The sequence below is a fragment of the Methylobacterium sp. PvP105 genome (assembly GCF_017876975.1).
Classification (GTDB): domain Bacteria; phylum Pseudomonadota; class Alphaproteobacteria; order Rhizobiales; family Beijerinckiaceae; genus Methylobacterium; species Methylobacterium radiotolerans.
On sequence record NZ_JAGIPA010000001.1, the window covers coordinates 5,874,905 to 5,894,736 of the forward strand.

Annotated in this window: 15 protein-coding genes; 10 read left to right on the top strand and 5 right to left on the bottom strand. The window is 73.1% G+C overall.

Features of this window, described 5'->3' with window-relative positions; all coding sequences use genetic code 11:
- The first annotated feature begins 7 nt into the window (after positions 1–7).
- Complete coding sequence (locus J3A75_RS28645; RefSeq protein ID WP_029358663.1) at positions 8–250, top strand: hypothetical protein; 243 nt, start codon at positions 8–10, stop codon at positions 248–250.
- Between the two features lie 16 nt (positions 251–266).
- Here the strand turns inward: J3A75_RS28645 and J3A75_RS28650 are convergent, their stop codons facing one another.
- Positions 267–815 (bottom strand): HNH endonuclease, encoded by a 549-nt coding sequence (locus tag J3A75_RS28650; protein WP_012321262.1) that lies wholly within the window; start codon positions 813–815, stop codon positions 267–269.
- A gap of 509 nt (positions 816–1,324) precedes the next feature.
- Between J3A75_RS28650 and J3A75_RS28655 the strand changes: the two genes are divergently transcribed.
- The gene (locus J3A75_RS28655; protein WP_043074558.1) at positions 1,325–4,057 is read left to right on the top strand and encodes a DUF3772 domain-containing protein; all 2,733 of its coding nucleotides are present in this window, start codon (positions 1,325–1,327) and stop codon (positions 4,055–4,057) included.
- Here J3A75_RS28655 and J3A75_RS28660 read toward each other — a convergent pair.
- Positions 4,010–5,119, bottom strand: coding sequence for a GGDEF domain-containing protein (locus J3A75_RS28660; protein WP_012321264.1), 1,110 nt, complete (start codon positions 5,117–5,119; stop codon positions 4,010–4,012). The genes J3A75_RS28655 and J3A75_RS28660 overlap by 48 nt on opposite strands.
- Positions 5,120–5,305: 186 nt before the next feature.
- Here J3A75_RS28660 and J3A75_RS28665 point away from each other — a divergent pair, with 186 nt between their 5' ends.
- Together J3A75_RS28665 and J3A75_RS28670 are read left to right on the top strand one after the other, a co-directional pair.
- Complete coding sequence (locus J3A75_RS28665) at positions 5,306–5,785, top strand: CAP domain-containing protein (protein ID WP_059409031.1); 480 nt, start codon at positions 5,306–5,308, stop codon at positions 5,783–5,785.
- Between the two features lie 466 nt (positions 5,786–6,251).
- Positions 6,252–8,027, top strand: a complete 1,776-nt coding sequence (locus J3A75_RS28670) for a glucan ABC transporter ATP-binding protein/ permease (protein WP_012321266.1) — start codon at positions 6,252–6,254, stop codon at positions 8,025–8,027.
- A gap of 99 nt (positions 8,028–8,126) precedes the next feature.
- Here J3A75_RS28670 and J3A75_RS28675 read toward each other — a convergent pair whose 3' ends face one another.
- On the bottom strand, positions 8,127–9,014 hold the full coding sequence (locus J3A75_RS28675) for a YihY/virulence factor BrkB family protein (protein WP_012321267.1): 888 nt from the start codon (positions 9,012–9,014) through the stop codon (positions 8,127–8,129).
- A gap of 284 nt (positions 9,015–9,298) precedes the next feature.
- On the opposite strand from J3A75_RS28675, the gene J3A75_RS28680 reads away from it, so the two are divergent.
- The 5 genes from J3A75_RS28680 to J3A75_RS28700 all read left to right on the top strand — a co-directional run bounded on the left by J3A75_RS28680 (position 9,299) and on the right by J3A75_RS28700 (position 16,694).
- Complete coding sequence (locus J3A75_RS28680) at positions 9,299–10,207, top strand: DMT family transporter (protein WP_012321268.1); 909 nt, start codon at positions 9,299–9,301, stop codon at positions 10,205–10,207.
- Positions 10,208–10,320: 113 nt separating this feature from the next.
- Entirely contained in the window at positions 10,321–11,871 is a 1,551-nt protein-coding gene (locus J3A75_RS28685; protein WP_012321269.1) for an FAD-dependent oxidoreductase, read from the top strand.
- Positions 11,872–11,988: 117 nt separating this feature from the next.
- Complete coding sequence (locus J3A75_RS28690; protein ID WP_012321270.1) at positions 11,989–12,195, top strand: hypothetical protein; 207 nt, start codon at positions 11,989–11,991, stop codon at positions 12,193–12,195.
- Positions 12,196–12,427: 232 nt separating this feature from the next.
- Complete coding sequence (locus J3A75_RS28695; RefSeq protein WP_029358655.1) at positions 12,428–14,110, top strand: acyl-CoA dehydrogenase family protein; 1,683 nt, start codon at positions 12,428–12,430, stop codon at positions 14,108–14,110.
- 94 nt (positions 14,111–14,204) lie between these two features.
- The gene (locus tag J3A75_RS28700) at positions 14,205–16,694 is read left to right on the top strand and encodes a putative bifunctional diguanylate cyclase/phosphodiesterase (RefSeq protein WP_024828833.1); all 2,490 of its coding nucleotides are present in this window, start codon (positions 14,205–14,207) and stop codon (positions 16,692–16,694) included.
- 30 nt (positions 16,695–16,724) lie between these two features.
- On the opposite strand, the gene J3A75_RS28705 is transcribed toward J3A75_RS28700, so the two are convergent.
- Together J3A75_RS28705 and J3A75_RS28710 are read right to left on the bottom strand one after the other, a co-directional pair.
- Complete coding sequence (locus tag J3A75_RS28705) at positions 16,725–16,901, bottom strand: hypothetical protein (RefSeq protein WP_012321273.1); 177 nt, start codon at positions 16,899–16,901, stop codon at positions 16,725–16,727.
- A gap of 114 nt (positions 16,902–17,015) precedes the next feature.
- Entirely contained in the window at positions 17,016–18,281 is a 1,266-nt protein-coding gene (locus tag J3A75_RS28710) for a glycosyltransferase family 4 protein (protein WP_024828832.1), read from the bottom strand.
- A gap of 123 nt (positions 18,282–18,404) precedes the next feature.
- On the opposite strand from J3A75_RS28710, the gene J3A75_RS28715 reads away from it, so the two are divergent.
- Positions 18,405–19,667 (top strand): glycosyltransferase, encoded by a 1,263-nt coding sequence (locus J3A75_RS28715; protein ID WP_071000139.1) that lies wholly within the window; start codon positions 18,405–18,407, stop codon positions 19,665–19,667.
- Positions 19,668–19,832: the final 165 nt, after the last annotated feature.

The following is a 19,832-nucleotide window of genomic DNA, read 5'->3' on the forward strand; positions in this document are numbered from 1 at the left end:
CCTGACCATGATTGACCGTCTCTCGAGGCTGTGGCCCCTGACGTCGCGCGCCGCGCTGCTCGCCGGTCTCGTGCTCGTCCACGGACCGGCCTTCGCGGAGCGCCGCGAGGCGCATCACCCGATGCGCCGGACCGTGCGGGTGCGCCCGCTGCCCGCCGTTCCCCCGCCCGTCCTGGTGCGGGATTACCTGCCGCGCAATCTCAACGTCCCGATGTACAACGAGCCGCCCCGCCGCGCGCCGGCCTGGTGACGCCTCCGCGCCGCCCTCAGTTCTCCAGCTCGCTGTCCCAGTAGAGGTAGTCGAGCCAGGTGTGATGGTACTGGCGGTGGTCGAACTCGGGCTGCCGGTGGTGCAGCTCGTAGCGCGTCGGCCGCCGGGGCTCGGTCATCAGCGGCATGTCCGCCTCGTCCGGCGTGCGGTTGGCCTTGCGCAGGTTGCAGGGCGAGCAGGCCGCCACGACGTTCTCCCAGCTCGACAGGCCGCCCCGGGAGCGCGGCACCACGTGGTCGAAGGTCAGGCCGCCCGAGGGCAGCCGCAGGCCGCAATACTGGCAGCTGAAACCGTCGCGCAGGTAGATGTTGTAGCGGGTGAAGGCCGGGCTGCGGGCCAGCGCCACGTAGTTCTTCAGCGCCACTACGCTCGGCACCCGCAGGGCGCGGGAGGGCGAGCGCGCCTCGACGTCGTAGCTCGCCACCAGGGTGACGCGGTCGAGGAACAGGGCCGTGAAGGCGTCCTTCCACGACCAGAGGGAGAGCGGATTGTACGAGAGCGGCCGATAATCCGCGTTGAGGACGAGGGTTTGGAGATCCATCATCGGCGCGACTCTTCGGACTAGCTCTAGCGCGTGAGACGCGCGGGACCATGCCGCCGCCCCGCCGGCCCGTCCGAACCGGCCCGGGGCCGATGCAGGACGAGCCGGCGCGCGGAGCGACGGCTTGACGGGAGAGACGGAGGGAACAACAGGGCGACGGGCCGGCGCGCGGGGGCGCCGGTCGATGCGGTAGCATCCGGAACGCGGCCGGGCCGGGCCGGCATCGCCACCGGCCGCGCCCTTTCGCGTAGCAACGAAAAGGCCCTGTCCATCAGGTGTTCATCTAATCCCAGCGTGACACCCTTGTGAAGCTTTTCCGGATGAGCCCCGGGGACGCACCCACAGCGGGCTCGCAGAGACGGGACCCGGTCCGGGGTGGGCAGGGGCACGGTTTCGCCCTATTGCTCGCCCAGAGCGCCCGGCCGCCAGGAGGCCCGCCCGGTCCCCGATCGCCGCCGATTCGCCGATGCCGGACTCCGGCCGGCCGCCGCGCGCCCGACGAGAGGTTGCTCATGCATCGTATCCCAGCGCGGACCCGGAAGCCGGAGGGCGCCCCGCGCCCGTCCCGCGCCCTCGCCCTGCTCGCCGCGCTGGTGTTCGCAACCCCGGCGGCCCTGGCCCTGCCGGCCTTCGCGCAGGATCCGGCGCCCGCCGCCAAGTCCGCCGATCAGAAACCCGCGGATCACAAGCCTGCGGACACCAAGGCCGCCGACACCAAGGCCGCGCCCGAGGCCAAGCCCGCGGACGGCAAGGCACCCGACGCGCAGGCGACCGGCGCGAGACCGGCCGACGCGAAGCCCGCGCCCCCGCCGGCCGCGAAGGCCGAGGTTCCCGAGCAGTTCAAGAAGGTCCGGGCCAAGCTCGACGCCGCCAAGGCCGAGCTCGACGCCCGCGAGAAGCAGCTCGGCCACGCGGAGCTGACGGTCGTCGACCTTAACGCCATCCGCGACAGCGCCGTCACGGTCACCGACGAGATCCGCACCCTGGTCACCCGGCTCGACGCGCCGCTGGAGGCCGCGCGCGAGCGCCTGGCCCAGCTCGGGCCGAAGCCGAAGGACACCCAGGAGAGCGCCGACGTCGCCGCGGAGCGCGCCGAGCGCGAGGCCGCCGTCACCCGCATCGACGAGACCCAGCGCCTCGCCCGCTCCCTGGTGGTGCAGGGCGACCAGATCGTCGACCGGGTCTCGAACCGCCGCCGCGAATCCTTCACCCGCGACCTGCTCCAGCGCTCCCAGCCGCTGGTCGGCCCCGGTCTCTGGACCAAGGTGATGGGCGACGTGCCCCGGGACACGCGCGCCCTGCAGAGCGCCGTGTCGGATATCGGGCTGCTGTTCTCCCGCAACGGCAGCCTCGCCAACCTGCTGTTCCTGGGCCTCGCCTTCGGGATCTCGGTGGCGCTGTATTTCGGCCGGCGCAACATCGCCCCCAAGGGCGCCCGCCGGGACGCCACCAAGACCGATCCGTCGCGGCGCGCCGTGATGCTCGCCGCCTGGCGGGTGATCCTGCTCGGCACGGTGCCGGCCGTGGCCGGGTCCTACGCGGTCTACTACGCCCTCGATTCCACCAACCTGCTGCCGTCCCGGCTCCTGCCGGTCGCCGCCGCGATCCTCGGCGGCCTCGCCTTCATCGCCTTCGTGGAGGCCCTCTGCGACGGGCTGCTCAGCCCCGAGAAGCCGGCCTGGCGGCCCGCCCCGGTGAGCGACGCGGCGGCCACGCGCCTGACCCGGCTCGCCGTCGGCATCGCCACGGTGATCACCGTGGTGAAGTCCGTCGAGGCGCTGAACTCTGGGATCTCGGCGGCCCTGCCGATCTCCATCGCCACGCGGGGCATCGGCGCGGTCGCCACCGCGCTGATCCTCGCGGTCGGCCTCCACCGCTTCGCCGACACCGAGCAGGAGGAGGAGGCCTGCTTCGGCCCCTACGTGCCGACCAAGACCACGACGGGCATCGGCGGGCCGGCCCGGCTCCTGGGCTGGGCCGCGGTGGCGCTGATCGGGCTCGGCGCGCTGGTCGGCTACGTGGCCTTCGCGGCCTTCCTGATCGACCAGCTGATCTGGGACGCGGCCGTCCTCGTGCTGCTCTACCTGCTGGTCCAGAGCGTCGACATCTTCGTCGGCCGCGCGCTCAGCGACGAGACGCGGCTCGCCACCACGCTCCAGGCCAATACCGGCCTGCGCAAGCGCTCGCTCAACCAGATCTCGGTCCTGACGACGGGCGCGACCCGGCTCGTCCTGTTCCTGGCGGCCGCGGTCCTCGTGCTGGCGCCCTGGGGGCTCGATTCCACCGACATCGTCTCGTCGGTCCGGCAGGCCTTCTTCGGCTTCAAGGTCGGCGACGTCACGATCTCGCTCTCCAGCATCGCCTTCGGGATCGGCATCCTGGTGGTCGGCGTGTTCATCACCCGCGGGGTGCAGCGCTGGCTCGAGAACACCTACCTGCCGGCCACCGACCTCGACGCCGGCCTGCGCAACTCGATCACCACGGTGGCGGGCTATTGCGGCTTCCTGATCGCGCTGGCGCTCGCCTTCTCGTATCTCGGCCTGAGCCTGGAGAAGCTCACCATCGTGGCCGGCGCCCTGTCGGTCGGTATCGGTTTCGGCCTCCAGTCGATCGTCAACAACTTCGTCTCCGGCCTGCTGCTCCTGTGGGAGCGCCCGATCCGGGTCGGCGACCAGGTGGTGATCGGCGATTCCGAGGGTATCGTGAAGCGGATCTCGGTCCGCTCGACCGAGATCCAGACCTTCGACCGCTCGGCCGTGATCGTGCCGAACTCGAACCTGATCTCCGGCGTGGTCAAGAACCGGGTGCGGGGGGACCGGACCGGGCGCGTCAGCATCACGGTCAGCGTCCTGCGCAACCAGGATCCGGTGCGCGCCGCCGAGATGATCACGGCCTGCGCGCAGGGCCATGCCGACGTCCTGAAGGAGCCGCCGCCCCGGGTGGTGTTCAAGAAGATCGGCGACCCGTTCCTGGAATTCGAGCTCCTCGTCTGGATCGTGGACGTGAGCCTCGGCCAGAAGGTGGTGACCGACCTGAACTTCTCGGTGTTCGCGACCCTGTCGGAGGCGGGCTTCATCCCGCCGCTCGGGCCCGGCTCCAGCATCGTCACCGTGCAGGGCCTCGACACGATGCAGAGCGCCATGGGCGAGATCGCCAGCCGCTTCATCCAGCCGGCCGCGCTCCCCGAGGGTGGCGAATCAGCCCGGCCCCCGCGCGACCGCGGTCTGCGCAGCGCCGGCGCCTGACCGGCCGCCGCCGCGGGCGATCCGGACGGTGTTCCCGCCAGCGTCCTTGGCGGCGTAGAGCGCCGCGTCCGCCCGCCCGAACAGCCGGGCGGGGCCGCCGCCCGCGGCCGTCCCCGCGGCCGTCCCCACGGCGATCCCCACGGAGGCGCCGATCCGCAGCCCGTGGCCGCGATACGGGACCGGTCGGCTCAAGGCGGCCACGATCCGCCGTCCGCGCTCGACCAGCCCGGACGGGTCGACGGGCGCCCGCAGGAGCACGGCGAACTCGTCGCCGCCGATGCGGGCCACGAGGGTCGCGTCCCGGCAGACGGCCGCCAGCCGCGCGGCCGCGCGCCTGAGGCACAGGTCGCCGGCCGCGTGGCCGTGGATGTCGTTGACCGGCTTGAACCCGTCGAGGTCGATCAGCAGCAGGGCGCCGAGCGGCTCCGGACCGGAGCCGGCCGTCCCGGTCCGGAACTGTGCCGCGCACTGCGCCGCGAACTGCGCGTCGAAGCCGCGGCGGTTCGCCAGCCCGGTCAGCGGGTCGCACTCGGCGCGCCGGCTCAGCTCGGCCAGCCGGCCGATCTCCTCGGTGACGTCCTGCTTGGTTCCGAAGAGGCGGGTCGGGCGCCCGTCCTCGGACTCGACCGCGGCGCGGATCCGGATCCAGCGTCGCCGGCCTCCGGCCAGCACCTCGGCGTCGAGCGCGAAGGCGCCGCCCCGGGCGATCGCCCGGTGCCGGAGCGTCTCCAGCAGGCGCCGCGAGGCCGGCTCGTAGAGGTCCAGGATCCGGGGCCGATGCAGGGCCGCGCCTCGGGGAACGCCGAACAGGTCGTGGACGCCGCCGGACCAGTCGAGGGCACCGTCGTGCAGGCGGCAGGACCACAGGCCCATCCCGGCGTCCGCCAGGACCCGCTCCTGCCGCGCCAGCAGGCCGGCCTGCTGGCGGATGATCGCCCGCTGCAGGGCGCAGGCGGCCGCGGCCTCGGCGACCGCCTCGTCCGCGGCCGACGGGTCGGCGCGCCCGCGGACGGATCGGTCGCGGGGCGATTTCACCAGGGCCAGGGAACGCGCGGTCGTCATCGGTGTGCGGTTTTAGACCCAAGGCCTTTGAGGAAGCCCTAATCGTCCGATGCGCGGCCGCCCGGCAACGCCTATATGCCGCCCGGGCGGCAGGGCCGTCGCAGGGATGGGTAAGTCGTGACGAGACGCGATCGGGACGGTCGACATGCGGGGCGCGGGCTCGGCCGGATCAGGACCGGGGCCCGGATGATCGGCCCGGCCGCGCTGTCGGCGGCGCTGCTGGGCGGCTGTGCCGCCCAGCCGCCGAGCAGCGCGGCGCTGCCGAGCATCTACCTGCCGCTCGCCAGCAACAGCGCGCATGTCGACGTCGAGGCGGCCCGCGACATGATCTCGTCCTATCGCCGCAACCGCGGCGCGGCGCCGCTGACGGTTGATCCCGAGTTGCAGCGCCTCGCCGAGGCCGAGGCGGCCGCCATGGCGCTCGCCGACCGGCCGAGCCGGGCCCAGACCGTCAAGGCCGCCGTCGAGCGGCTCGGCTACGCGAACGTCAACGCCAACCTCTCGGCGGGCTACCACACCCTGGCCGAGGCCTTCTCGGGCTGGCGCGAGAGCCCGCCCCACGACGCCACCATGCTGGCGCCCGGGGCGACCCGGATGGGGATCGCCACCGCCTACGCGCCGGGCTCGAAGTACAAGGTCTACTGGGCGCTGCTCACCGCGAAGTAGCGGCGCCCCGCCGGCCGGCACGGAGGGGCATGGAGGGGCATGGAGGGGGCACCATCGGCTCGGTGTCGGCCTTGCCGGCGGCGGAGGCGAATCTGTCGTCCGGAAGGCCGGCCGCCGTCGATCATGATCAGCGCGAGCGCCGCGCCGCCGCCGAGCAGTCGGGTGCCGGTTGCGCGATCCGTGGACGATGATCCGGCGGGCTCTCCGGGTGGAGCGGCACCGCCCTCGCAGCCGGGACGCGAGGGGTCCGCGTCAACCTTCGGGAAACTTTGCTGAAGCAACGGTGCGGGCGACTGTTTCGAACCTGTATCGGCCCGTCATCGCCCGTTCAGGCAGGCGCTGGCATACCCGTTTCGTACGAGGGGTTTGACTCGGATCTGGCGCTTATGCCGGCCGCGCGGATCTCCTCTGTGAAGGCGTGAGACCCGGGTCACACGGGCCGCGCCAGGGGTGGCGGAGCGGTACGATGGTTCGTCTGTACGGGCGGGTCCTGGGATTTCTGAAGGCGGAGCGGCGGCTGGCCATAGGCTTGGCCGTCACCAACGTGGTCCTGGCGATCGCGGCCTTCGCCGAGCCCCTGCTGATGGGCCGGATCATCGACCAGCTGACCCATCTCAAGCGCGGCGGCGACGCCATGGGCACCATGCTGCCCCTGCTCGCCGCCTGGGTGGCGTTCGGCTTCTTCACCATCGCGGCGGGCGTGTTCATCGCGCTCCACGCCGACCGGCTCGCGCATCGCAACCGCCTGTCGTCGATGGCGAGCTACTTCGAGCACGTCCTCGACCTGCCGCTCGCCTTCCACTCGGCCAACCATTCCGGCCGCGTCCTGAAGGCGATGCTGGAGGGCACGAACGGCATGGCGTGGCTGTGGCTCGGCTTCTTCCGCGACCACCTCGTCGCCCTGGTCTCGCTCGGCGTGCTCCTGCCGATGACCCTGTTCATCAACTGGCAGCTCGGCTCGATCCTGGTGGTGCTGGTGCTGGCCTTCACGGCGCTGACCACCTTCGTGATGCGCCGGACCGAGACGCTGCAGGGGCAGGTCGAGGCGTTCAACTCGGGGCTCGCCGCCCACGCCTCCGACGCGCTCGGCAACGTCGCGGTGATCCAGTCCTTCACCCGCGCCAAGGCCGAGAAGGAGGCGATGCGCGGCATCATCACCAACCTGCTCGCCGCGCAGATCCCGGTCCTGTCCTGGTGGGCGCTGGCGAACGTGGCGACCCGGGCGTCGGCGACCATCACCATGACGGCGATCTTCGTCACCGGCATCTGGCTCTACCAGGCCGGCACCACCACGGTGGGCGAGGTCGTGGCCTTCATGAGCCTCGCCACCGCCTTCGTGGCCCGGCTCGACCACGTGGTCGGCTTCGTCAACGGCCTGTTCCAGCAGGCCCCGAAGATCGCCGAGTTCTTCGAGATCTACGACACCGTCCCGGCGGTGGCCGACCGGCCGCACGCCCGGCAGGTCGCCCGGTTCGAGGGCGCGGTCACCTTCGACGACGTCGCCTTCTCGTACGACGGAAGGCGCCAGGCGCTCGACGGCGTCTCGTTCACCGCCAAGCCCGGCGAGACGATCGCGCTCGTCGGCACCACCGGCTCGGGCAAGTCGACGACGCTCGGCCTCCTGCACCGCAGTTTCGACCCGGCCGCCGGTTCGATCCGGATCGACGGGATGGACATCCGCGACGTCGGCCTCGCCTCGCTGCGCCACAACATCGGCGTGGTGTTCCAGGAGCCGATGCTGTTCGCCCGCTCGATCCGCGAGAACCTGCAGGTCGGCTGCCCCGACGCCACGGACGCCGAGATGCTCGACGCCCTGGAGCGGGCCCAGGCCAGCGCCTTCATGGCGCGCCAGCCCGCCGGGCTCGACACGGTGATCGGCGAGCGCGGCCGGTCGCTCTCGGGCGGCGAGCGCCAGCGGCTCTCGATCGCCCGGGCGCTCCTGAAGAACCCGCCGATCCTGATCCTCGACGAGGCGACCTCGGCGCTGGACGCCGCCACCGAGCGCAAGCTCCAGGGCGCCTTGGAGACCGTGATGGAGGGGCGGACCACCTTCGTGATCGCCCACCGCCTCGCGACGATCCGCGACGCCGACCGGATCCTGGTGTTCCACGAGGGCCGGATCGTCGAGGCCGGGACCTTCGACCAGCTGGTGGCCGAGGGCGGCCGCTTCGCCGAGCTCGCCCGGGCGCAGTTCATGGCGACCGAGGCGGATGCCGAGGAGGGGCTGGCGCTGGCGGCGTGAGGACGCGCCGCCGCCGGGCGCACCGCGTCGCCGGGATCGCGCGCGGAGCCCCGCTCCTGTTCCCGCGCGGGCGCGGGTGAGGGCCGGCATCCCTCGGGATCAGGCGCCCGACCCCGAGGCACCCGTTCCGGCCCTCCGGCCCTCCATCTCGGCCCGGCGCGCCAGCATCTTCGCCTGCAGGCGGCTGCGGCGGGCGGCGATGACCGTGCCGTTGATCTCGCCGCCGAACAGGAACATGGCGGCGAGCCAGTAGAGGAAGACCAGGAACACCATCGCGGTGGCCAGCCCCCCGTAGGTCGACGCGTAGGCGTTGGAGAACCGGTCGAGGTAGTAGCCGAAGCCGAGGCCGGCGAAGAACCACAGGACCAGCGTCACCCCGATCCCCGGCAGCACCGACAGGATCGAGCGCCGCCCGGCCGCAACGAACTTGTGGGCGATGACCAGCACGACCGCGAGCAGCAGGGCCGTGACGGCGATCCGGCCGATCGCCACCGTCAGGCTCAGGGGCTCCAGACCGGGCGCCACCAGGACGACGTTGCGCCAGATCAGCGGCCCCAGCACCACGAGCAGCGCGAAGGCGAGCATCGCGAAGGCGCCGCAGATCACGTAGCCGATCGATTCGAGGCGGGTCAGCCACCAGGGCCGGCTCTCGCGCAGGCCGTAGGCCCGGTTCAGCCCGACCCGCAGGCTCTCGACGCCCGAGGAGGAGAAGTACAGGGCGAACAGCGCGCCGAGCGTCAGCACGCCGCTGCGCTGCTCGGTGAGCACCCGGTGGACCTCGCCGACGATCGGCTTGGCGATCTCCCGCGGCCACGCGTCGAAGATCAGCACCCCGGCCTCGTCGGCCAGCGACTGCGTGCCGAACAGGCCGGCCAGCGCCGCCAGCAGGATCAGGAACGGGAACAGCGAGGTCAGGCTCGAGAGCGCGATGTGGCTCGCGATCGCCCAGCCGTCGTGGGAGACGAAGCGCTGCGCGGCGACGCCCATGACCTGTAATCCGCTGCGGAGAGGTTTCACGGGTGTCCAACCATCCTCGATCGCGCGATCCTCGGGGCGATCCTCTCGGGGAGAGGCCCGCCGATGAACGGCGCCGGCACCCGCGCGTCAACGCCGCCGGCCCGCTCCGGTCCCGATCGGCGGCCGGTGACGCGTCCGCGCCACGCCGGCGCCGGCCGTGGCCGCGCCCTGCCCGCGCCATAGCCGCGCCATAGCCGCGCCATAGCCGCGCCTCGCCCGGCCGGAGAGATCACCGTTGCGCCAGGCGCGCCGGCATGCTCCGTCCGGCGGCCATGCCGATGCTCCCACGCCCGTCGACGCTCGCGTCCGGCGCCCTTCCGGCGCTGTTCATCCCGATCTGGGCCACGGGCTTCATCTCGGCCCGGGCGGTGGTGCCGCACGTCGATCCGCTCGCCTTCACGGCCGTCCGCTTCACCGCCGTCGCCCTGGTGTTGGCGCTGATCGCCGCGGCCGCCCGGGTGCGCTGGCCGGGGGACCGGGCAGGATGGCGCGACCCGGTCATCGCGGGCTTCCTGATGCAGGGGGTCTACCTGTCGGGCGTCTTCTGGGCGGTGAGCCACGGGCTGCCGGCCGGCATCGCGGCCCTCGTCGGCAGCCTCCAGCCGCTGCTCACCGCGCTCCTGGCGCAGCCGCTGCTGGGCGAGCGGGTCAGCGGCCGGCGCGCGCTCGGGATCCTCATGGGCTTCGTCGGCACGGGCCTCGTGCTCGCCCCGAAGCTCGGCGCCACGGACCCGTCCGGGATCCCGCCGGCGGCGCTGGCCGTCAGCCTCCTGGGGGTGCTGGCGCTGACCCTCGGCACGCTCTGGCAGAAGCGCACCGGCGGCCGGGTCGATCTCCTGGCCGGCGCGACCCTCCAGTTCGTCGGCGGCATGGCCTGCGCCATCCCGCTGGCGCTCGCCTTCGGCGGCACCGCGTTCGACCCGGCGCCGGCCCTGTGGCTCGGCCTCGGCTGGGCGGTCCTGGTCAACTCGGTCGCGGGGATCCTGCTGCTGCTGGTGCTGATCCGGCGGGGGGCGGTGGCGGGCGTCGCCGCCCTGTTCTTCCTCGTGCCGCCGGTCGCGGCCGTGCTCGGCTACCTGCTGTTCGGCGAGGTTCTGACCCCGGTGCAGGGCGCCGGCATGGCGCTCGCCGCCCTCGGCGTGGCGGTGGCGAGTCGCGGCTGAGGCCGCCGCTGAGGCCGCCGCCCCTGCGACGGAAGGCGCGGAAACCCTTCGCGCCCTCGCGGTTTGGTGCGCGCGGGCCGGCTCGGCCCGGGCCGGCACCGCGCGAGGCGAGGATGAACCAGGACAAGCCCCGCGAGGTTCGCCTCGCCCTCGACGCGATCCCCCTCGGCGGCAAGGCCGAGGGCAAGGCCGGCGACGACGCGGTGCTGTTCGTGCGCGACGCCGACGGCGTGCGCGCGTTCCAGGCGAAGTGCCCGCATCTCGGGGCGCCGCTGGCCAAGGGCGAGATCTGCGGCGGCCGGCTCTACTGCCCCTGGCACAAGGCGGCCTTCGCGGTCGCCGACGGCGGCCTGGAGGAGCCGCCGGCACTCGAGGCGCTCACCCGCTATCCCGTCCGGATCGAGGGCGGCGAGGCGGTGGCGACGCTGACCCCCGAGCCGGTCCCGGCGCGGCGGGCCGAGGCCCCGGTCGGGACGGTCCTGATCGTCGGCACCGGCGCGGCGGCCGTGGCCTGCATCACCACCCTCCGGCGCGACGGGTTCGCGGGGACCATCACGATGGTCGGCCGCGAGGGCCACCCGCCCTACGACCGGACCAAGCTGTCCAAGCAGTTCCTGGCCAAGCCGACGCCCGCGGAGAAGACTCTGCTGGAGCCGGACTTCGCGGCCGCCCACCGCGTCGAGCGGGTCGTGGCCGAGGCGACGCGGGTCGATCCGGCCGGCCGCAGCGTCGCGCTGGCGGACGGGCGCACGCTCACCGGCGACGCGCTGCTGATCGCCACCGGCAGCCGCGCCGTGGTGCCGGATCTCGAGGGAAAGGACCGCGACGGCGTGATGACCCTGCGCAGCCTCGACGACGCGGTGCGGCTCAGCGCCGCGGCGGAGCGGGCGACGCGCGTCGTGGTGATCGGCGCGGGCTTCATCGGCCTGGAGGCGGCGGCCTTCCTGACCAAGCGCGGCCTGTCGGTGACGGTCCTGTCCCGGGAGGAGATCCCCTTCGCCAAGCGCTTCGGCGAGGCCGTGGGCGCGGCGCTGAAGCGCTACCACGCCGGCAACGGCGTGACCTTCGTGACCGGCACGGTCGCGCGGATCGCCGGAACCGGGTCGGTCGAGGCCGTCGAGACCGAGGACGGCGCGCGGCTCCCGGCCGACCTCGTGCTGATCGGCGCCGGCGCCGCGCCGGAGACCGGGATCGTCGCCGGGGTGGAGCCGGACGAGGCCGGCGGCCTCCCGGTCGGCGCCGACCTGAGGCTCGCCGACAATGTCTGGGTCGCGGGCGACATCGCGTCCTTCCCGGAGCGCGCCAGCGGCATCACGGCGCGGATCGAGCACTGGCGGCTGGCGCAGCAGCACGGCACGCACGTCGCCCGGGCGATGCTCGGCGCCACCGGCGTCTTCGCGGGCGCGCCGTTCTTCTGGAGCAACCAGGGCGACAAGCGCCTGGATTACGGCGGCTACGCGCCGGATTTCGAGCGGATCATCCTGCAGGGCGACCCGGCGGCGCTCGACTTCATCGCCTACTACGTCCGCGAGAACCGCGCGGTGGCGGCCTGCAGCATCGGCCGCAACCCGGCCTTCACGGCGTTCCTCCACCTGCTGGGCGAGGGCCGCGTGCCCGGCCCCGACCAGATCGAGGCCGGCGCCGATCTCGCCGCCCTGGTGTGATGCCGCGGCGCGACAGCAGCGCGACATCAGCGCGGCCGGGCCGGTGGAACCAGGTCCGGCGGTCCCTCTTTCGGTAGACGCCCGCCGTCTCGAGAGCCGGGCCCGCCGGGAGGCCCCATGAACCAGATCATCGTCGTCGCCCTCATCTGCGCCGCCTCCGTCCAGGCGCCGGACTGCTCGCGCGAGACCGCCATCGACGTGGTCACCGGCCCGGCCCACACGCTCCAGGAATGCCTCGTCCAGGGGCCGGTCCTGGCGGCCAATGCCGGCTTCAAGGGCGAGGACGGGTCCTACCTGAAGACCCGGTGCGAGCAGAGGCGCTGAGCCGACGCCGTCTCGCGAACAGCTTTCGGCGGGCTGGAGGCACGATCATCAGTGTCCGGGCCGTCGCGCGTCGGCGCGCCGGTCCGGCCTTGACTTCGCGCGGCCGCGCGTCGGCCCGCCAGCCCCGGTATTCAACTTGAGTTCAAGACGAGCCAAACGAAATCTGCTTCGGCTCCGGACCGCGACAGGTTAAAAGACCCGATCCAAGAAGACGCCACGCGAGCAGAAAACCATGTCCGCATCCCCCGCCATCCAGACCGAGCCGCAGGATCTCGTGTCCCTGACCAAGGCCGCCGGTGAGAGCGCGAAAGCGCTGGCCGCCGAGGCCACGCGCCGGGTCCGCACGCGGATCCTCGGGACGGACGGGCGGATCGACGCGGCCAAGCTCGAGGGCCAGCAGCACGCCGCCCACGGGCTCGCCTGGCTCGCGACCTACGCGGAGGCGGTGAGCGAGCTCGGCGGCTACGCCGAGCGACTCCAGGCCGAGGGCCGGTTCGGCGAGATCGAGGCGCTCCTCGTCCGGATCGGCGCCGGCGAGTATCTCGACCAGCTCTTCTCCGGCATCCCGATGAGTCAGGGCGAGATGGTCCGCCTGACCGGGTCGCTCGGCCTCTCCGCCAAGGAGGTGGCCCAGTACCGCACGGACGCGGTCGAGACCCTGATCGCCGAGGGCAACACCCCCGAGAACCGCGCCGCCCTGGTGGCGCTGATGCGCGACGGCGGCGGCTCGGCGACCGTCGGCGCTTCGGGCCTCGACGAGGACATGGAGGCGATCCGCTCCGAGATGCGCCGCTTCGGCAAGGCCGAGGTGGTCGATCAGGCGCACGAGTGGCACCTGAAGAACGCCTACATCCCGATGGAGATCGTGCAGAAGATGGCCGAGCTCGGCGTCTTCGGCCTGACGATTCCCGAGGAGTACGGCGGCATGGGCCTGCCGAAGACCGCCATGTGCGTGGTCTCGGAGGAACTGTCCCGGGCCTATATCGGCGTCGGCTCGCTCGGCACCCGCTCGGAGATCGCCGCGGAGCTGATCCTGTGCGGCGGCACCGAGGAGCAGAAGCAGCGCTTCCTGCCGAAGATCGCCAGCGGCGACATTCTTCCGACGGCCGTCTTCACCGAGCCCAATACCGGCTCCGACCTCGCGAGCCTGCGCACCCGCGCGGTGAAGGAGGGCGACGTCTGGAAGATCACCGGCAACAAGACCTGGATCACCCACCCGGTCCGCGCCGACATCATGACGGTGCTCGTCCGCACCAAGCCCGAGGAGAAGGGCCACAAGGGCCTCTCCATGCTGATCGCCGAGAAGCCGCGCGGCACCGACGAGGACCCGTTCCCGGTCCAGGGCCTGTCGGGCGGCGAGATCGAGGTGCTCGGCTACCGCGGCATGAAGGAGTACGAGCTCGCCTTCGAGGGCTTCGCGGTGCCGGGCGGCAACCTGCTGGGCGAGGTCGAGGGCAAGGGCTTCGCCCAGCTGATGCAGACCTTCGAGTCGGCCCGCATCCAGACCGCAGCGCGCGCCATCGGCGTCGCCCAGTCGGCCCTCGATGTCGGCCTGCGCTACGCCGAGGAGCGGGTCCAGTTCGGCAAGGCGCTGGTGAATTTCCCGCGGGTGGCCGACAAGCTCGCCATGATGGCGGTGGAGATCAACATCGCCCGCCAGCTCACCTACTTCTCGGCCCGCGAGAAGGACGAGGGCAAGCGCTGCGACCTGGAGGCCGGGATGGCGAAGCTGCTCGGCGCCCGCGTCGCCTGGGCGGCGGCCGACAACGCCCTCCAGATCCACGGCGGCAACGGCTTCGCGCTCGAGTACCCGGTCAGCCGGATCCTGTGCGACGCGCGCATCCTCTCGATCTTCGAGGGCGCCGCGGAGATCCAGGCCCAGGTGATCGCCCGCCGGCTGCTCGAATCCGCCTGAAGACTCGGCTAAAACTGGGGAATAGTACGTAACATGGGATTATAAGTCGGCTCATGAACCCGGCTTAAACGAAGTCCCCGCTTCCTGGCCCCCGGTGAACAACTGGGGCGGCTCGGTGAGCGCGCAGCACGACGACGGTCAGACAGGCAAGAACCTCCTCCGGCACTGGCAGGATTGCCGGACGCCGGGGGCGCCGATCCCGTCCTACGAGGCCGTCGTTCTCGGGAGCCTCGGCCGCCTCGCCGACCGGGCCGCCCTGGTGACGACCCGCGCCGGGCGCGCCGCCCGGATCCTCTGGGCGGGCCAGGCCTTCGGCGCCTGGCTCGCGCAGGGTGCCGAAGGCGCGGAGGGGCCGTCGGCCGAGACCCTCCCGGTCGACGCGCTCGCGATCGAGCTGCGCGAGCCCGTCGACGAGATGGTCGCGTCCGCCCTCGCGTCCGGCCAGCCGGCCTACGGCCGGTGCGATCGCCTCGCCGCCGGGGTCGTGACCTCGACCCGCCTGGTCGGCGTGCCCCTGGGCAACCGCTGGGGCGAGCCGTTCGTGCTGATCGGGTTCGACGGGGCGAGCGTGCGGACCGAGCTGGTCCAGGCGATGTTCACCGCCACCGACCAGGGCATCCTGGCCCTCAGCACGATCCGGGACGCCGCGGGCCGCCCGATCGATTTCAAGATCGTCGCCCTCAACCGCGGCGCCGAGCGCCTGCTGGAGCGCCCCGCCGCCGCCCTGCAATGGCAGCGCGTGGGCCAGCTCTTCCCCGGGGCGATCACCGCGCGGACGATCGCGACGCTCGCCGCCATGGTCGAGCGGGGCGGGCGCTCGGCCTTCGAGCTGAGCCGCCCCCGGTCCGACGGCGGCACGCTCTACCTCAAGGTCGAGGCGGGCTGCGTCGGCGATCTTCTCTCGGTCACCATGACGGATGTCGGCGACATCAAGGCCCGGGAGGCCTCGTTCCGGCTCCTGTTCGAGAACAACCCGGTGCCGATGTGGGTGGTGGCCGACGCGCGCGACCGCTTCCTGGCGGTGAACGACGCCGCCGTCGCCCATTACGGCTACAGCCGCGAGCAGTTCCTGAGCCGGGCGCCGGCCGACCTCGCCATCGCGGCCGAGGAGGCGACCGAGCTCGGCCTGCCCGCCGCCGGCTCGCTCCACCGTCGCGCCGACGGCTCGGCGATCGAGGTCTCCCTGTTCCAGAGGGCGATGCCGTTCGAGGGGCGGCAGGCCGTGCTCGAGGCCGCCATCGACATGACCGAGCGGCGCCGGGCCGAGGCCCGCATCGCCCACATGGCCCACCACGACGCCCTCACCGGGCTGCCGAACCGCGTGCTGTTCCGGGACCGCCTCGGCGAGGCGATCGCCCGCCACGCCCGGGACGGCGAGGAGGCGGTGCTGCTCTGCCTCGACCTCGACAAGTTCAAGATCGTCAACGACACGCTGGGCCACCCGGTCGGCGACGCGCTGCTGCGCGAGGCGGCCGAGCGGATCGCCGGCTGCCTGCGCAAGGACGACCTCGTGGCCCGGCTCGGCGGCGACGAGTTCGCCATCCTGGTGCGCGGGATGGATCTCCCGGCGCTGGCCGACGGGCTGATCGCCCGGGTGATCGCCGAGCTCGGCCGGCCCTTCCGCCTGGAGGGCCAGGATTGCCACATCGGCACCAGCATCGGCGTCGCCTGCCTGCCCCGGGACGGCACCGATCCCGAGACGCTGATGAAGAACGCCGACCTCGCCCTGTACCGGGCGAAGGCCGAGGGCGGCAGCACCTTCCGGTGCTTCGAGCCGGAGATGGATGCCTGGGTGCAGGCGCGGCGGCGGCGCGAGAACGAGCTGCGCGAGGCCTTCGCCCGCGGCCAGTTCTCGCTGGTCTACCAGCCGCTGATGGATGCCCGCTCTGACCGGATCCTGGCCTTCGAGGCGCTGCTGCGCTGGCACCACCCGGAGCACGGCCCGGTCTCGCCGGCCGAGTTCGTGCCGCTCGCCGAGGAGACCGGCCTGATCGTGCCGATCGGCGCCTGGGTGATGCAGACCGCCTTCGCCGAGGCGACGGCGTGGCCGGAGACGATCCGGCTCGCCGTGAACCTGTCGCCGATCCAGTTCCGCAACCGCAGCTTGGTCGAGACCGTGCGGGGCGCGCTCGCCGTCACGGGGCTCGACCCGCGGCGCCTGGAGCTGGAGATCACCGAATCGGTCCTCCTCGCCGACAGCGCCGCCAATCTCGCGACCCTGCACGAGTTGCGGGCCATGGGGATCCGGATCGCGATGGACGATTTCGGGACCGGCTATTCGAGCCTGAGCTACCTGCGCAGCTTCCCGTTCGACAAGATCAAGCTCGACCGCTCCTTCGTGAGCCAGGTCGGCGAGAACACCCACTGCACGGCGATCGTGCGGGCGGTGGCGAGCCTGGGCACCAGCCTCGGCATCGCCACCACCGCCGAGGGCGTCGAGACCCCCGAGCAGCTCGCGATGCTCCGCGCGGAGGGCTACGACGAGGTGCAGGGCTTCCTGTTCAGCCGCGCGGTCCCGGGCCCCGAGGCCCGCCGCCTGATCGACCGCGCGCGGGCGACGGTCCCGGACGACCGGGCGGCCTGACGCCGCCCGGCCCGCGCCGGTTCCGCGGGCCTACTTGGTGATCTTCACCGAGACCGGGTCGCTCGACGGGAAGGTCTCCTCCAGGGCGTCGTCCAGGCGCTCGTTCAGCTTCTCCTGCTTGTTGTCGGGGTTCTTGGCGTCGCCCGGCTTGGCGCTGCCCTGCTGGAAGCCCGGCTTGGTCTCGTTCGGCTTGTGGGTCTCGGCCATGTCGCTCGCTCGTCCGTGACGGGGGCACGCAAGGGTGCCGGTGCGCATCAACGCGAGGAAGGGCGGGTGTTTCCGATCTTTCGGGGACGCGCGTCGATCTGGCGGGTCGGGAAGTCAGGCGGTCGCGAGCGGCCGCCCGAGCGGGCCGTGGGCCCGCGCGCGGGCGGCGGCCTCGCGCAGCACCGTCCCGTAGACGGCCTCGAGCCGGTCGAGATGGGCGTCCAGGGTCAGGGGCGCGGCCCAGTAGCGCTCGTGGGCGGCCCGGCCCATCCGGGCCGCGAGGCCGTCGTCGGTCAGGCGGCGCAGATGCGCGGCGAGATCGTCCGGGTCGCCCGAGCGGAACCAGAACCCGGTCTCGCCGTCGGCCACCGCCTCGCGGCCCGCGCAGGCGTCGCTCACGATCACCGGCGCGCCGCAGGCCAGCGCCTCGTAGACGGTGAGCGGCTGGCCCTCGTACCAGACGCTCGGGAAGACCAGCGCCCGGGTCCGCCGCATCAGCGCCTGCACGGCCGCGGCGTCGCGCCAGCCGAGCATCGCCGCCTCGGGATAGCGCGCGGCGAGCTCGGCCCGCTCGGGGCCGTCGCCCACGAAGGCCGCCCGCACCCCCGCCCGCCGGGCCGCCTCGGCGAAGATCGGCGCGCCCTTCTCGGTGGAGATCCGCCCGACGAACAGGAAGTCGCCCGGCGGGCCGTCGTGGACCGGCGCCCGCGCCACCGCGATGGGGTTGTCGACCCGGTGGAAGGCGGTGCCGCCGGGCAGGAGCGGCCGCACGACGCTCTCCTGCAGGTCGCTGATCGTGACGACGTGGGCGAACAGCTCCGGCAGCCGGGCCACGTGGGCGAGGCCGGCGTGGCGGACCATCCGGGCCACCTTGCGCGGGTAGCTGCGCGCGTCGCAATTCGCCACGATGCAGGCGGGCGACATCGGGGTGCGGTGGCAGATCCGCTGCGCCGGGTAGGCGTAGAAGCCGCCGGTCGGGCAGACGAGGAAGAACTCGTGCATCGTGTAGAGGCAGGGCAGCCCGGAGGCCCGGAGCGCCGCGCCGATCGACGGCGACAGCGCCTTGGCGAAGGCGTGGACGTGGACCAGCGTGTCGCGGGGATCGCAGGCGGCGAGTTCCGCCGCCAGGGCGCGGCAGGCCGGCCCGTTCCAGATCGCCTGGGCCGCGAAGGCGAGCTTGCTGCGCGCCGTGGTCACGTCGTCCTGATCCAGGCAGACCACCCGCACGCCGGCCGGCTCCAGCCGCGGATCGACCGGGCCGACCGCGGCGAACAGGCTGACGCGGATCCCCCGGGCGGCGAGGCCCAGGGCGGATTCGATGGCGACCTTGGCCTGGCCGCCGTTGATCGCGGCGTGGTCTGCGACGAGGACGACGTGCACGTCAGGACTTCCGCCGCTGCGAACCGGGACCGACACCTGTATCCGGCCGCGGTTGATCGCTCGTAAACCGGTCTGCTCCATCCTCCCGGCGCGCGCGACCGATCGATCCCCGGGAGGGTCACCATGCACGTCGTGATCCTGGCCGAGTTCGCGGCCGCCAGCGGCGGCGCCGAGAAGGTGGCGCTGGAATCGGCCCGCGGCCTCGCCGAGGCCGGCCTCGCCGTCACCTACATCCAGGCGATCCCCGGTCCCGTCGACCCGCTCCTCGACCACGCCGGCATTCGCCGGATCGAGCTCGGCCTGCCCGACATCTGGTCGCTCGGCGCCGCGCGGGCCGCCGCTGCCGGGATCTGGCACGCGGCCGCCGCCCGCCGCCTCGCCGCGGCCCTCGCCGGCCTCGCCGCGCCGCCGGACTGCGTCCACCTGCATCAGTGGACCCGGACCCTGTCGCCGGCGATCTTCCCGGTCCTGTCGGGGACCGGGGTGCCGCTGGTCGTCACGCTGCACGACTACGCCCTGGCCTGCCCGAACGGCGTCTACTACCGCTTCGACCGGGCCGAGCCCTGCGGGCTCGCGCCCCTGTCGGCCGCGTGCCTCGCGGCGCCCTGCGACCCGCGCAGCCGGGTGCACAAGGCCGTGCGCGTCGCCCGCGCCGCGACGCTGCGGCGGGCCGTCGGCCGGGCGGGCCGGCACCGCCCGCTCCACGTCGTCCATGTCTGCGACGCCAGCCGGCAGCGGCTGGGCGCCCTCCTCGGCGGCTACGCCCTGACGCATCACCGGGTCGACAATCCGGTCCGGCTTCCCGAAGGCCCGACGGCCGAGCCCGCCCGCGGCGACGCGATCGCCTACGTGGGTCGCCTCACCCGCGAGAAGGGCGCCGACCTCGTGGCCGACGCCGCCCGGGCCGCCGGGCTCCCGGCCCTGTTCATCGGCGCCGGGCCCCTGGAGGCGGAGCTGCGCGCCCGGGACGGCGTGGAGGTGATCGGATGGCAGCGGCCCGAAGCGGTCTGGGCGACGCTCCGGGCCCGCGCCCGGGCGCTCGCCGCGCCGTCCCGCTGGTACGAGACCGGGCCGCTCACCGTCTACGAGGCGCTGGCGGCCGGCATCCCGGTCGTGGCCTCCGACCGCTCCGGCGCCGCCGAGAAGGTCCGGCACGGCCGGACCGGATTCGTGGTCGCGCCGGAGATCGTGCCCCTCGCCGAGGCGTTCACGGCGCTCCGCGACCACGCCCTGGCGGACGCGCTCGGAGCCGAGGCGGCCCGGCTCGCCCGAGCGGCGCCGATGGACCTGGGCGCGCACACGGCGGCGCTCCGCGGGCTCTACGCCCGTCTGATCGAATCGGCGGCTGGTGCGATGCAGCATCCCGCGGCGCTGGCCCTGGAATAACGGTCCTGGCGCGTGCGGGATATTTGGCATACCAGAAGAATTCACGATCCGTTCGCACCGCCCTGGACAGCGAGATAGTTTTTTGCGAAGCGGGTCGCCGCCGCGATCAGCAATCTTAGCTGACTGTGTAAATGGCACAGCTTGGTCGCAACCTGCTGTCGGACC